The sequence below is a fragment of the Mycolicibacterium diernhoferi genome (assembly GCF_019456655.1).
GTDB lineage: Bacteria > Actinomycetota > Actinomycetes > Mycobacteriales > Mycobacteriaceae > Mycobacterium > Mycobacterium diernhoferi.
In genome coordinates, this window is record NZ_CP080332.1 from 4,863,764 (window position 1) to 4,876,179 (window position 12,416).

Consider the following 12,416-nt stretch of genomic DNA (forward strand, 5'->3'; position numbering starts at 1 on the left):
CAGTTTTGGCGAAATTGACGTAAGGGGTAAATATCGTGGCGGGCAAGCACACGAAGCGTGCGGTGCGCAAGCGCCAACGCAGGCTTCAGTCCGACGTCCTCCCGGTTCACCGGTGGCTGGTCGCCGGGGCCGCGTCCGCCGGCGTGACCGCGACCCTGTGGGGCCTGTCGGTCGCCGGACCGGAGATCAGCGTCGCCGCCGCCGACGATGGCGCCTCCTCGAGTTCCACCGGCTCCGACAGCGGCTCGGGCAACACCGACTCCGCCGGTTCGGAAACCTCCGGGGCATCCACCGCCGCGGGGAGCGAGTCCAAGGACGATTCGAGCGACCGCACCTCCGGACCGAGGGGGCCGCGCTCGGTCAAGTCCTCCGCTGCCGACGATGATGCCGAGCCCGAGCTGTCGGCCCCGCGCGGAAGCGCGGCCGGGGACACCGATGAGACCACGGCCCCCGACGACGATCCTGCCGAGGCCGAGGCGACACCCGCAGAACCCGCAGAGCCCGCCGGCACCGACGAATCCGCTGCCCCGCAACCGGATGGCTCCACGAACGCGCCGGTGGTCCGGCCCACGTCGGCGACCGGCTCCCACAGCGCGGCCGATACATCGACGGACGACGTCACCGACACCGACACCGCATCGGCGCAGCAGCCCCCCGCCGCCACCCCGACCGGTTCGAATGCCGAAGCCGCCGGTAGCACGGAGACGGTGACCCCGCCACGTTCGGTGGTGGTGTCGGTTGGCGCTCCCGATCCGCGGCGGCAGGCGATCGCCGATCAGATCGCCGCACTCATGACGACCTACCGGACCATGATCTCGATGCTGCCGGTGGCCAAACCGGTCAAGACATGGATGTACGAATCGCTCGCCGGAACCCGGCGCACCTTGTTCAACCAGGCCCCCTGGCTGACTCCCGTGCAGATCAGCGGAACCGGTGACGGCCCGATCGTCGGCACCTTGGGCGCGGTCGATCTCGAGGGCGATCTGATTCGGTACATCATCGTCACCGGCCCCGCCTCGGGCACCCTGATCGTCGACGAGCAGGGCACGTTCACCTACACCCCGGGTGTCGGGTTCAACGGCGTCGACAACTTCGTGATCTCGGCCCGGGACATCGGCACGCATGTCAATCTGTTCGACCCCTTCCGCGGCGCCGGCTCGTCGGCGTCCCTGCTGGTGAACCAGAATGCCGTCAGTTTCGTCTTCAACTACCTGACCGGGGCGCAGTACTGGACCACCGATGCCCGCACCGCCCTGCAGCGAGCCGCCAGCACCCTGGTGAGCCAGTTCATCGTGAAGGCCCCGGTGGTGGTGACCTACGACATCACCGGCCACAGTTCGTCGTCGTCCGCCTTCCTGGCCTCGGCGGACAGTGCCCTCATCTCGTCCAGCCCCGGCTTCCACCCGACGGTGGTGCAGTACAAACTGCAGACCGGCCTGGATGCGAACGGGGCCGCGGCTGACGGCCGCATCGACTGGAATTTCGCCTACCCGTGGGCATTTGGCGACTTTGTCACCGGATCGCAGTACGACTTCAGCACCGTCGCGATGCATGAGTTCCTGCATTCCTTCGGGCTGATGTCCTACGTGGAGCCCGGGGCGATCGAGACCCGGCGCTTATGGACGATCTACGACAGCTTGCTGCAGTCCTCCGACGGCACCCGGCTGATCGGCGCGGACTTCCGAGTGAACAAGGCGCTGACGAGCAATCTGCAGGGCGGCAACGGTGGGCTGTTCTTCGGCGGCATCAATGCCGCCGGAGCCGCCGGCGGCGCGGTGGCGGTGTACACCCCGAGCACCTGGACCCAGGGCAGCTCGCTGTCCCACCTCATCAGTGCGGCGGCCGCCGGAGCGGACCGCTCGCTGACGAGTCCGCGGGTGCCCCTCGGACCGGGGCCGCGCACCCTGACCGCGACCGAGCGGGGCCTCATGCAGGATCTCGGATACACGCTCACACCGCTCGATGCGACCTCGATGCTGGCGTTCGTCGGGTTCGTGTTCATTCGCCGCCGGCGTACTGCGGATATCGCCGCCTGACCAGGCCGTTCCGGGTGCGTGAAGCCTAGGTCGACGACTGCGGCAGGCCGCACAGCCGCCGCACCGCGGCCGGCCCCGCTGTCGTCCCTGGCCAGTGCCTTTCCAGAGCCTCGGGTCCGGCCCGCCGGGTCACGGACCGCAGCATCAACGCCACGACCACTGCGTCATCGGCATAACCCAGCACCGGGATGAAGTCGGGTACGAGATCGATCGGTAGGGCTAAGTAGCCGAGTAACAACGCCAACCGTATGCGCACACCCCGGGGCATGACGCTGTCGGCCGCAAGCCTTTTCAGCAGGCGGATCAGATCAGGCAACAATCGCATCGCGTTTCGCAAACTGATGTCGTCGGGCTTGCCGCGCCACAACACGATGACCAGCACCGTCCACAGAACCAGTAGTCCCGCCACGATGCCGAGCACAATCTCCCACCGATCGGACGACACGATCAGACCCTATCCCCCGGCGATTGGCCGTTCGCCGCGCCGCTTTTCGCCGATGTCATCGGGCGCTCCGACGACATCGGCCCCGTCGTGCCGGGCTCCCGCGGACCCGTGTCCGTCCCCGCCGGCACGAGCAGAGATCCGCGGTGGACGGCGGCACCTCTCCAGTTAACGATTTCCGGTCTTCCAGTTAACTGCATTCCTTCCCACTGCAATCAGGACACACTGATCGAGACGCCGTCACGGCAGTGGCATCGAACCGATCGAATAGCGTGGCCTCACCAATTCGCCTTTGCTGCTTACACTTTGATCATGATATTCGACCACCCAGGGCAGCGGCACCGTCCCGTGCCCTCGACAACCCGCGCTCACGGTGCCGACATCGGGCCCACTTTCCCAATCCTCGAAGAGTTGCTGACGTAGCGGTGTGCGCGGTGTTACGTTCGGCCAATGAATCAAAAAGCGATGAAACGAACCGGTGCGGTCGCTGCAGCACTTGCTATTTCGGGTGCCGCCGTGGTCGCCTGCTCACAGGAATCCCAGGATTCGGCGAAAGAATCCATGTCGAGCGCGACGAGCGCCGCGTCTTCGGCCATGGACGCCGGCACCAGCGCCGTCAAATCGGGCGCCAGCGACGCGTCGACGGCGATGTCCTCGGCCGTCGCCGGGGCCCCCACCACGATCGAGGCCCCGGGCATCGGCCCCGTCACCCTCGATCCGCCGATCGCCGAGGCCTATGCCGACGCCGGCGGCCAGGACACGCTGGGCCCGCCCACCGCGGCACCCGAAAAGGTGGGCGATGGCACGGTGCAGGCGTTCGCCAACGGCACCATCTACTCGTCACCGTCGGCCGGCACCTGGCTGGTGCAGGGTGAGATCCTGCGGGTCTACAACGAAAATGGTGGACCTGCCGGACAACTCGGGTTCCCCACGGCCAGCGAGGAAGAGACCGGTGGTGGCCCCGACGCGGCCAACGGCGGCTGGATCACCGAGTTCCAGAACGGCACCATCACCTGGCTCAACACGGGTGACGGGACGTTCGTGGAAACGATCACCCCCAACTAGCGGTCCTCGGGCACGCAGCACGCCGATTGCGTGACCGCAGCAGCGCTATGAAGTCTTGGATTTGAGCGCGTCGGCATTCGCGCGTGCGTAGACGGCGTCGAGACAAGCGGCGGCTGCTTCCTCCACCGCACTCTCGGCGAACCAGATTGCGTCGTCGGCGTACGCCTCAGCCCATTCGGCCTGGCGTTCAGCGGATTTCGCGTCGTGCTCCTCTTTCTTCTCTTCGATGTCGGAGCGCACCTTGGCGAGGTGGCTCTTCCAGCTGTTGCGGAGCTCGTCCCACTGAGAGGACACCCGTTCCGAGGCGTCGTCCACCTTCTCCTTGAAACGGTCCGCGGTCGACGTGGCACGCTCGCGTGCTGCGGCCGCATCCGCCTTCAGTTGATCCTTCTCGTGTCCCGCGGAAGCCTTGAGCTTGTTCGCAGATTCCTTGGTCTTCTCCGAGAGTGCGTCGAATTCTCTGCTGAGACGGTTGTCGGCCATTTGATGCTCCTCAATTCACGTGTCCGGCCCGAACGAAGGCCCGGTATCCATCCAGACTGTCACTCGTGGCGCTGCTCGGACAGCCCCTGGGACGGTCGAATCCAAGCCAGATTCCGAAACGGCCGGTCTGCGGGAGCCTCTCGAGGCCCGGGGTGATTCCATGACCGCGCCGAGTGACGGCGAAACGGGTTGAGGGTCAATGCTTCTGACTCCAGGAAGCACAAACCGTGACGCCGGGCTTGCGCACCCGCCTCCGCCGCTGCAGAGTCATGGGCATGCAGAGTCCACAATCGCAGGTGGACACCGAGGCCGAGGCTTTCGCAAACCTTGCCCACGCGCGGAGTCGAGCCGAGATCCTGGCGGCGCTGCGCACCTCTCCGGCGGGCCTGACCGATGCCGAAGCCGCGGCACGACTGGCTGCCGAAGGCCCCAACCGGCTGCCCGCGCCCCGGCATCGTTCAGCCGTCGTGCGCTTCCTGGCTCAGTTCAACAACGTGCTGATCTACATCCTGGTCACCGCCGGCGTGCTGAAGGCGATCCTCGGCGAATGGGTGGACTTCGCGGTGATCATTGCCGCCGCCGTGATCAATGCGCTCGTGGGGTACCTACAGGAGGGCAAAGCCGAGCGCGCGCTGGACAGCATCCGCACGATGCTGTCCGTCCGCGCCGAGGTCCGCCGCAACGACAACTGGGTCGACGTCGACTCGGAGTCGATCGTGGTGGGCGATGTGGTGCGGATCAGCTCCGGAGACCGGATCCCCGCCGATATGCGGCTCCTCGAGGTGACCAACCTGCAGGTGGACGAGTCGGCGCTGACGGGTGAGTCCGTACCCGCGACCAAGAGCACCACCCACGTGGACTACGACGCCGACCTGGGTGACCGCACGTCGATGGTCTACTCGGGCACGATCGTGACCGCGGGCAACGCGGTCGGCGTGGTGACGGCGACGGGCACGGCCACCGAGATCGGCCGGATCCAGGAGATGATCGCCGACGTCCACGGCATCCAGACACCGTTGACGCGGGAGCTCGAGCGGTTCGGCAAGCAGCTGTCGCTGGTGATCCTCGGTATGGCGGCACTGATGCTGCTGGTCGGCCGCCTGATCCATGACTTCTCCATCGAAGAGCTGATCTCGGCGGCGATCGGCTTCGCCGTCGCCGGTGTCCCTGAGGGGCTGCCGGCGGTGGTCACGGTGACGTTGGCGCTCGGCGTGCAACAGATGGCCCGCCGCAATGCCATCACCCGCAGGCTGCCGGCCGTCGAGGCGCTGGGTTCGGTGAACGTCATCTGTTCGGACAAGACCGGCACCCTCACCCAGAACGAGATGACGGTGCGATCGGTGGTGACCTGCGCGCACGACTACGCGGTCACCGGCACGGGGTATCGCCCCGAGGGCACCGTCGAACTCGCCGGAGTGCCGGTGGACCTCGACGATCACCCCGATCTGCGGGCCGTCATCGTCACGATGGCGGTGTGCAACAACGCTCAGCTCACCGAGGCGGACGGCGGCTGGCACATCGTCGGGGAGCCCACGGAGGGCGCGCTACGAACATTGGCGGAAAAGGCGGGCGTCGACGACGCGGATTACCCGCGGCTCGCCGAGTTGCCGTTCGAGTCGGCCCAGAAGTTCATGGTGACCCGCAATGCCGGCCCCGACGGAGGCCGGGTCCTGCACGTCAAGGGGGCACCGGACCGGCTGCTCGACCGCGCCACCACCCAGTGCCGGGATGGGCGGCTCGAACCGCTGGACCGAGCGATGTGGGACCGCCGCATCGACGAGATCAGCGGCCAGGGACTGCGGGTACTCGCCGCCGCGCGCAAGCCGGCCCGCGACACCGGCGTCGATGCGATCTCGGTCGACGACGTGCAGGACGGCCTGGAGTTCCTCGGGGTCGTCGGCATCCTCGACCCGCCGCGGCCCGAGGCAATCGAAGCCATCCGGAAATGCCACAGCGCGGGGATCCGGGTGAAGATGATCACCGGGGATCACGCCGGCACGGCACGCGCCATCGCGCGCGAGATGGGCATCACCGATGCCCCTGACCCACCCGTGCTCACCGGTTCCGACCTGCAGGCGATGAGCCAGCCCCGGCTGCGCGAGATGGCCGACGAGGTGGACATCTACGCCCGGACCAGCCCCGAGCACAAACTGCGCATCGTCAGCGCGTTGCAGGCCTCCGGCCAGATCGTCGCCATGACCGGGGACGGTGTCAACGATGCCCCGGCGCTGACCCGGGCCGACATCGGCGTCGCCATGGGCATCAAAGGCACCGAGGCCACCAAGGAGGCCGCGGGCATCGTGCTGGCAGACGACAACTTCGCCACCATCGAGCGCGCCGTCGAAGAAGGCCGGCGCATCTACGACAACATCCGTAAGTCGGTGCTGTTTCTGTTGCCCGCCAACGGATCGCAGTCCCTGGTCATTCTCGTGGCGATCCTGTTCGGCTTCGCGTTGCCGCTGCAGCCGGTACAGATCCTGTGGGTGAACATGATCAGTGCGGTGACGCTGTCGTTGGCGCTGGTCTTCGAGAAGGCCGAGGACGGCCTGATGTCCCGGCCGCCGCGGCCGCACAACCGGTCGCTGGTGGCGCCCATCGACCTCGCGATGATCGCGCTGGTGTCGGTGCTGGTCGCGGGCGCCACGCTGGCCGTCTACTTCCTGGCGCGCGCCGATGGCCAGCCGCAGGACGTCTCCCAGACCGCTGCCGTCAACATGTTGGTGCTGGGTCAGCTGGCCTACCTGTTGAACTGCCGATTCATCACCACGTCGAGCCTGCGACCGGCGGTGTTCCGCGGGAACCCGTGGGTGTGGCGGATGTCGGCTGCGCTGCTCGTGCTGCAGGCAGCGTTTGTCTACGCCCCGTTCATGAATTCGTGGTTTCATTCGGCGCCGGTCACACCGCGAGGGTGGGCGGTGGCCTGCGGGCTCGCGGTCGTCATCTTCCTGACGATCGAGGCCGCCAAGTCCGTGGGACGCCGGCTGGGATACTGAGTTCCCGGCGGGCAGGCGTCATCGTTGCTCGCTGCGGGATAGCTGCACCCACTTCTCCCGGGGCGCAGGCTGTCTGGACGACGGGAAGTCACGCAATTCTCCGGCACCCGAAGGCTTCGCATCCCACTCGGCGAACGTCAGCGGTGACCGGATCCAGGCGTGCAGCAGGCTGTAGGTCGCCTTCATCGAATCGAGGTGGGTTCTCTCCCAGCCGTGGCTGCCGTCGACGCCGAAACCAACCAGCGCGGCGCGGGTGTTCGCACCCGCTTCGATCGCCGCGGCCGCATCGGAGCGGTAGTACCGGAACACATCGCGGGTGAACGGGATGTCCCCCTCCTCGGCGAGCCGGCAGAGCTTTCGGGTCAGGTGGTAGTCGTAGGGCCCGTGCAGATCGGACATCGGGACGGTCACGGTGTCCTCCCCCGAGTGTTGGCCCGGCGCACACACCGCGTTGTCGACCGAGATCATCTCGGCGATATCGGCGGGCAGACCCGTGCTGGCACCGTAACCGACCTCTTCGGCGATCGTGACCATGACTGCCGTGCGGTGCGGCAGCGTCACCGAGTTGTCGGTGAGGTTCTTGATCAGAGCGAGCACGACGGCCACGCCCGCCTTGTCGTCGAGGTGGCGGGAGACCACGAACCCGTCTTCGGTCAGAACCGGATTCGCCATCAGCGGGGCGTAATCGCCGATTTTCACGCCCAGCCGGATCAGGTCCTCCCGGGACGAGACCTGCCGGTCGACGCGGACTTCGACGTGGTCCCAGTCGGTGGGCTGGTTGTCCACCTCATCGCCGAACGCATGCCCGCTGGCCTTGAGCGGCATGATGGTTCCGGTGATGAACTTCTCGGTGTCCTCGCTGAGGATCCGAACGCGTGAACCGGCTGCGAAGCGCGCCGAGAAGGTGCCGACGGGTATCACTTCGAGGCGACCGTTGTCCTTGAGTGCTCGAACCATGCAGCCCGTGGTGTCCGCGTGGACCACCAACGCCCGGTCAGTCGTCGCCGATTCCCCTGGGAGTTCGACGATCAACGCGCCTCGACGGGTCAGTGAGAACGACAGACCGAAGTCCTGGAAGACCCCGCCGATCATCTGCATCACCGCATCGGTGCGCCCTGTCGGGCTCGGGGTCTGCAGCAGCGCCAGCAACATGTCGATCATCCATGCGCTGTCCGCATCGGACATGAGCACATCTTCGCGCATGACGTCTCCTCTGCGCTCGAACCCCGGATCGCGATAGACCGCCGGTTGCGCCGCGAGATGAGGTCCTCGTCTGGAGCGTAACGGTGGCCTGTCCCCGTCCGCAGCGATACGCGCGGTATGGTGCCGCGCTCGGCTTCGGAGTGCTCGCGCAGTCTGCGGCCCGATCAGTGCGGACAGGTATCGACCGATTCCCCGGCCGTCACGGTATCCACAAAATTCCGCACATCCCCGAGCGAGGCGGCGATGACGCCACGGTGGTCCTGGCCGTCGTACACCCGGTAGTCAAGATCAACGTCCTTCGCGCACATCGCCTTCGCGAGTTCGTCGACTCCGGCCGGGGATACCGCGGCATCGGCGGAGCCCTGGACGAGCATGACCGGCACCCGCGGGGCGAGGCGAACCGGATCCTGGCGGTCGAGATAGGCGCGCAGCCCATCGAGATCCGCATCCGGCGTGAACACCTGGCCCGGCGGGACGAGCGGAAGCGCATTCACCTGCGCGACACACTCGGTACGTGCCGTGGTCAGCAGCGGGCGCGCTTGGCCGGAGAAGATCCGGTCGGGTTCGATCGACGGGTCCACCACCGCGGCTCCCAGGACCAGTAGCGGCAGAAACCGCTGTGCGGCTTGCGCTTCCGGGCTACCGGCACGGATGAGGTCGACGGCCTGGTTGATTCCCACGCCGCCGGGCGCCATGGACACCGCTGCCAGTAGGTTGAGCTCGGGTGCGCGGTCCTGGGCGTCCTGCGCGGTGAACAACGCCGCCTGCCCGCCCTGACTGTGGCCCATCACCACCCATTTGGAGCCGATCCGCGGATCGACGTCCCGCGCCGCACGGACGATGTCGGTCACCGTGTTCGCTTCACTGATGCCGTCGACGTAGGGGTGCCCGCCGGGAGTACCCAGCCCCTGGTAGTCGGTTTGGACGACGGCGTAGCCGCGCGTCACCCAGCTGTCGAGGATGGGGGTGACCAGGCCGACGTAGTCGTGGACGAGTCCGTCGACGGTGTCGGCCGAGGGAGCGCAGGTGTCGGCGTACCCGGTGGTGCCGTGCGCCCAACTGATCACCGGCCAGCCACCGTCGGGTGGTGTCGACCTGGGCACCGACACGGTGCCCGACACGACGATGGGTTCACCGTGTGAGTCGTCGGAGACGTAGGTGATCAATTGGGTGTCGGCGCTGGGCAGAGCGGCGGCGGTGGTCAGCGGACGGGCGGTGAGCAACTGACCGGGACGCAGGCCGGGTTCGGTGGCGGTGGTGGTGCAGCCGGTCAGCACGGCCATCGCGACCAGGCCGGCGAACCAGCGCTGAGGGTGCTCGCTCATCGAGCACCCTTCGGCGCGAGACAGACCATGGCTTGCAGGTTATGTCGCCGGACGGCGGAATGGTCGGGAACGCGCACGCCGGAATGTCCATCCGGACAGTCGGTGCAGGAGTAGAAACTACCTATGTGCCGCCTGTTCAGCCTGCACGCCGGCCACACCGTCCCCGCGACGTTCTGGCTGTTGAACGCGCCCGACAGCCTGGCCGCGCAGAGCAGGCGCAACCCGGACGGCACCGGCCTGGGGGTGTTCGAGGCCGACGGCACACCGGTGGTGCGCAAGCAGCCGATCGCCGCATGGCGTGATCTGGATTTCGCGACCGAAGCCCGCGAGCTGACGGGTACGACGTTCGTCGCCCACGTCCGGTACGCGACCAACGGCGCCCCCAAGGACGTCAACACCCATCCGTTCCTGCAGGACGGGCGAATCTTCGCGCACAACGGTGTGGTGGGCGGCGTCGAGACGCTCGACGCGAAGATCGCCGAACTCGGCGTCACGGACCTGGTGCACGGAGACACCGACTCCGAGCGCGTGTTCGCCTTGATCACCGCGTCGGTCCGCGGTCACGGCGGCGATGTCGGCGCCGGTCTGGTGGAGGCGCTGAGCTGGCTGCGCGAGAATGTCCCGATCTACGCGGTCAACGTCCTGCTCGCCACCGCCACCGACCTCTGGGCGCTGCGCTACCCCGATACCCACGAGCTGTACATCCTCGACCGCACCGGTGCGGGCCGCGGGCGATTCGCGTTGCACAGCAAGAGAATCGCCGCGCACAGCGGCGACCTGGACTCCTCGCCATCGGTGGTCTTCGCCAGTGAGGTGATGGACGACGAGCGGTGGGAGCTGCTCCCCTCGGGCGAGCTGGTGCACGTCGACGCCGATCTGAGCATCACGCGGCGCACGGTGCTGCCGGAGCCGCCGGTCCACCGACTCACGCGGGCTCACCTCAGCCCGGCCGTGGCGTCCGCTCAGCACCCGTCCTCCTGACCAGGTGCCCGGAGGTGAACATGCAGTTGGCGGATCTGCCCCGGCCCATCGGTTACGTGCTCGGGGGCGGCGGCAGCCTCGGCGCGATCCAGGTCGGCATGCTCCAAGCACTCAGTGAACACGACATCGGCCCCGATCTCGTCGCCGGAACCTCTGTCGGATCGCTCAACGGTGCCGTCGTCGCGATCGATCCGAAGGGGGCCGCCAACCGGTTGTCGCACACCTGGGCCCGGCTGGAGAGCCACGATGTCTTCCCGGGCAACCTGCTCGTCCAGGCCGGGGCGCTGCGCCACCGTAAGACCCATCTGTTTCCCAACACCGGGCTTGCCCACTTCATCGCCGATTCGCTGGGCGAGAGCACGGACTTCGCCGACCTCGCCGTTCCGTTCGCCGCCGTCACCACGAACATCGCCACCGCACGACCACATCCGATACGGCAGGGACCGCTGCTGCCGGCGCTGTTGGCCAGCGCCGCCATTCCCGGCATCTTCCCGGCTGTCGAGTTCGACGGCCTGCACCTGTATGACGGCGGGCTGGTCGCCAACGTCCCGATCCGCCAGGCCGTCGACATGGGGGCACGGTCCGTGGTCGTGCTCGATTGCAACTTTCCCGGTGAGATGCCATATTTCCCAGCAACTCTCGCCGAGTCACTGATGTACTCGATGATGGTGATGATGCGGGCGCAGAGCATGACCGAGACACTGCTGGCCGCCGCAACGGTCCCGGTGTTGTACCTGCCCGGCCCGGCGGCCCAACCGGTGTCGACGCTGGACTTCCGCCACACCGCCGCGCTCATCGAAACGTCCTACGAGGCCGCTCGCCCGTTCCTCCGGGACCTCGAGATCACCGGCCCGGGCCTGTACGGGTCGCCGTCGGGCTGAGGCCGTCTGCGGTCACTGATCGAGCAGTCGCCGGCGACTGGCCGCGATCGGACTCTGCGCGGTCAAGCCACCGTCGAGCACCAGGGTCTGCCCGGTCATGTAGCGGGACTCGTCGGAGGCGAGGTACACCATCGCCCACCCGATGTCTTCGGGGTCGCCGATCAGGTCGAGTGCGTTGTGGCTGCGGATATCGTCGATGGCCTCCGCCGGGAGGTTGTCGCGCAGGGCGGGGGTCATGATGGCGCCAGGGGCAACAGCGTTGCAGCGCACGTTGTTTCGACCGTATTGGGTGGCGATGTACTGGGTGAGCCGGATGACGGCGGCCTTGGCCGCGCCGTAGGCGCACTGCAGGGTGTCACCGGCCAGACCGGCGACCGAGACGGTGTTGATGATCGAGCCACCGCCGTCGGCGATCATGTGCGGCAACGCCAATCGGGAGGCGACCACGGTGCTGCGCGCGTTGAGCACCATGGTCTTGTCCCATTCGGCGAGGTCCAGCCGCAGCAGGTCGAGATCCTTGCGTGGGTTGCTGCCGCCCACGTGGTTGCACAGCACGTCGATGCCGCCGAACTCGGCGACCGCATGATCGATCATGGTGGCGACCGAACTTTCGTCCATCACGTCCACGCCGATCCCGAGCGCGTTGTCGCCGATCTCGCTCGCGGCGCGGGTCGCCGCGTCGGCGTTGAGGTCGGCGATGAGCACCCGGGCGCCCTCGGCGACCATCAGTTGGGCGGCCGCGCGGCCGATGCCGCTGGCTGCGCCGGTGATGACGACCCGCTTGTTCTGTAGACGGTTCATCGCTTCCCACCCGTCCCCGTTGCCGGCGGCCTATTGCCGCCACTTGCAGGCTATGCCGCCTGCAACAGGAATGGTCCGAAACGGCGCTGTGGTCAGAGTGCGGGCCGCAAGTGCACCCGTCGGGTCGAGCCGGGTCTGCTGTTCGGGGGCTGTGAGAGACGACACCCGGTGATCATCGACACCACACGCGGGCGTCAAGGCGCGTG

The 12,416-nt window shown here is 67.4% G+C and carries 10 protein-coding genes; 5 read left to right on the forward strand and 5 right to left on the reverse strand.

The window, feature by feature from the left end; translation table 11 throughout:
- The first annotated feature begins 35 nt into the window (after window positions 1-35).
- Window positions 36-2,036, forward strand: coding sequence for an Ig-like domain-containing protein (locus tag K0O62_RS22960; RefSeq protein WP_073858039.1), 2,001 nt, complete (start codon window positions 36-38; stop codon window positions 2,034-2,036).
- Between the two features lie 25 nt (window positions 2,037-2,061).
- Here K0O62_RS22960 and K0O62_RS22965 read toward each other — a convergent pair whose 3' ends face one another.
- Window positions 2,062-2,460 (reverse strand): YkvA family protein, encoded by a 399-nt coding sequence (locus tag K0O62_RS22965; RefSeq protein WP_372512872.1) that lies wholly within the window; start codon window positions 2,458-2,460, stop codon window positions 2,062-2,064.
- Between the two features lie 468 nt (window positions 2,461-2,928).
- Between K0O62_RS22965 and K0O62_RS22970 the strand changes: the two genes are divergently transcribed.
- The gene (locus K0O62_RS22970; RefSeq protein WP_073858041.1) at window positions 2,929-3,543 is read left to right on the forward strand and encodes an LGFP repeat-containing protein; all 615 of its coding nucleotides are present in this window, start codon (window positions 2,929-2,931) and stop codon (window positions 3,541-3,543) included.
- A gap of 45 nt (window positions 3,544-3,588) precedes the next feature.
- Here the strand turns inward: K0O62_RS22970 and K0O62_RS22975 are convergent, their stop codons facing one another.
- Window positions 3,589-4,026, reverse strand: coding sequence for a hypothetical protein (locus K0O62_RS22975; RefSeq protein ID WP_073858042.1), 438 nt, complete (start codon window positions 4,024-4,026; stop codon window positions 3,589-3,591).
- A gap of 275 nt (window positions 4,027-4,301) precedes the next feature.
- On the opposite strand from K0O62_RS22975, the gene K0O62_RS22980 reads away from it, so the two are divergent.
- Window positions 4,302-7,019 (forward strand): cation-translocating P-type ATPase, encoded by a 2,718-nt coding sequence (locus K0O62_RS22980; RefSeq protein WP_073858089.1) that lies wholly within the window; start codon window positions 4,302-4,304, stop codon window positions 7,017-7,019.
- An 18-nt stretch (window positions 7,020-7,037) separates the two neighbouring features.
- Here K0O62_RS22980 and K0O62_RS22985 read toward each other — a convergent pair whose 3' ends face one another.
- Both K0O62_RS22985 and K0O62_RS22990 read right to left on the reverse strand, forming a co-directional pair.
- On the reverse strand, window positions 7,038-8,222 hold the full coding sequence (locus K0O62_RS22985) for an osmoprotectant NAGGN system M42 family peptidase (protein ID WP_073858043.1): 1,185 nt from the start codon (window positions 8,220-8,222) through the stop codon (window positions 7,038-7,040).
- 164 nt (window positions 8,223-8,386) lie between these two features.
- Window positions 8,387-9,547: an alpha/beta hydrolase family protein gene (locus K0O62_RS22990; RefSeq protein ID WP_073858044.1), complete on the reverse strand. Its 1,161-nt coding sequence runs from the start codon at window positions 9,545-9,547 to the stop codon at window positions 8,387-8,389.
- A gap of 123 nt (window positions 9,548-9,670) precedes the next feature.
- On the opposite strand from K0O62_RS22990, the gene K0O62_RS22995 reads away from it, so the two are divergent.
- Together K0O62_RS22995 and K0O62_RS23000 are read left to right on the forward strand one after the other, a co-directional pair.
- Entirely contained in the window at window positions 9,671-10,528 is an 858-nt protein-coding gene (locus tag K0O62_RS22995) for a class II glutamine amidotransferase (RefSeq protein WP_073858045.1), read from the forward strand.
- 20 nt (window positions 10,529-10,548) lie between these two features.
- Entirely contained in the window at window positions 10,549-11,409 is an 861-nt protein-coding gene (locus K0O62_RS23000) for a patatin-like phospholipase family protein (RefSeq protein ID WP_073858090.1), read from the forward strand.
- A gap of 12 nt (window positions 11,410-11,421) precedes the next feature.
- Here the strand turns inward: K0O62_RS23000 and K0O62_RS23005 are convergent, their stop codons facing one another.
- Entirely contained in the window at window positions 11,422-12,210 is a 789-nt protein-coding gene (locus K0O62_RS23005) for an SDR family NAD(P)-dependent oxidoreductase (RefSeq protein WP_073858046.1), read from the reverse strand.
- Window positions 12,211-12,416: the final 206 nt, after the last annotated feature.

Bases quoted from the DNA above. Each gene is read 5' to 3' on its own strand.
- K0O62_RS22985 (WP_073858043.1), bottom strand. From the start codon at position 8,222: ATGCGCGAAGATGTGCTCATGTCCGATGCGGACAGCGCATGGATGATC.
- K0O62_RS22990 (WP_073858044.1), bottom strand. From the start codon at position 9,547: ATGAGCGAGCACCCTCAGCGCTGGTTCGCCGGCCTGGTCGCGATGGCC.
- K0O62_RS23000 (WP_073858090.1), top strand. From the start codon at position 10,549: ATGCAGTTGGCGGATCTGCCCCGGCCCATCGGTTACGTGCTCGGGGGC.
- K0O62_RS22995 (WP_073858045.1), top strand. From the start codon at position 9,671: ATGTGCCGCCTGTTCAGCCTGCACGCCGGCCACACCGTCCCCGCGACG.
- K0O62_RS23005 (WP_073858046.1), bottom strand. From the start codon at position 12,210: ATGAACCGTCTACAGAACAAGCGGGTCGTCATCACCGGCGCAGCCAGC.
- K0O62_RS22970 (WP_073858041.1), top strand. From the start codon at position 2,929: ATGAATCAAAAAGCGATGAAACGAACCGGTGCGGTCGCTGCAGCACTT.
- K0O62_RS22975 (WP_073858042.1), bottom strand. From the start codon at position 4,026: ATGGCCGACAACCGTCTCAGCAGAGAATTCGACGCACTCTCGGAGAAG.
- K0O62_RS22980 (WP_073858089.1), top strand. From the start codon at position 4,302: ATGCAGAGTCCACAATCGCAGGTGGACACCGAGGCCGAGGCTTTCGCA.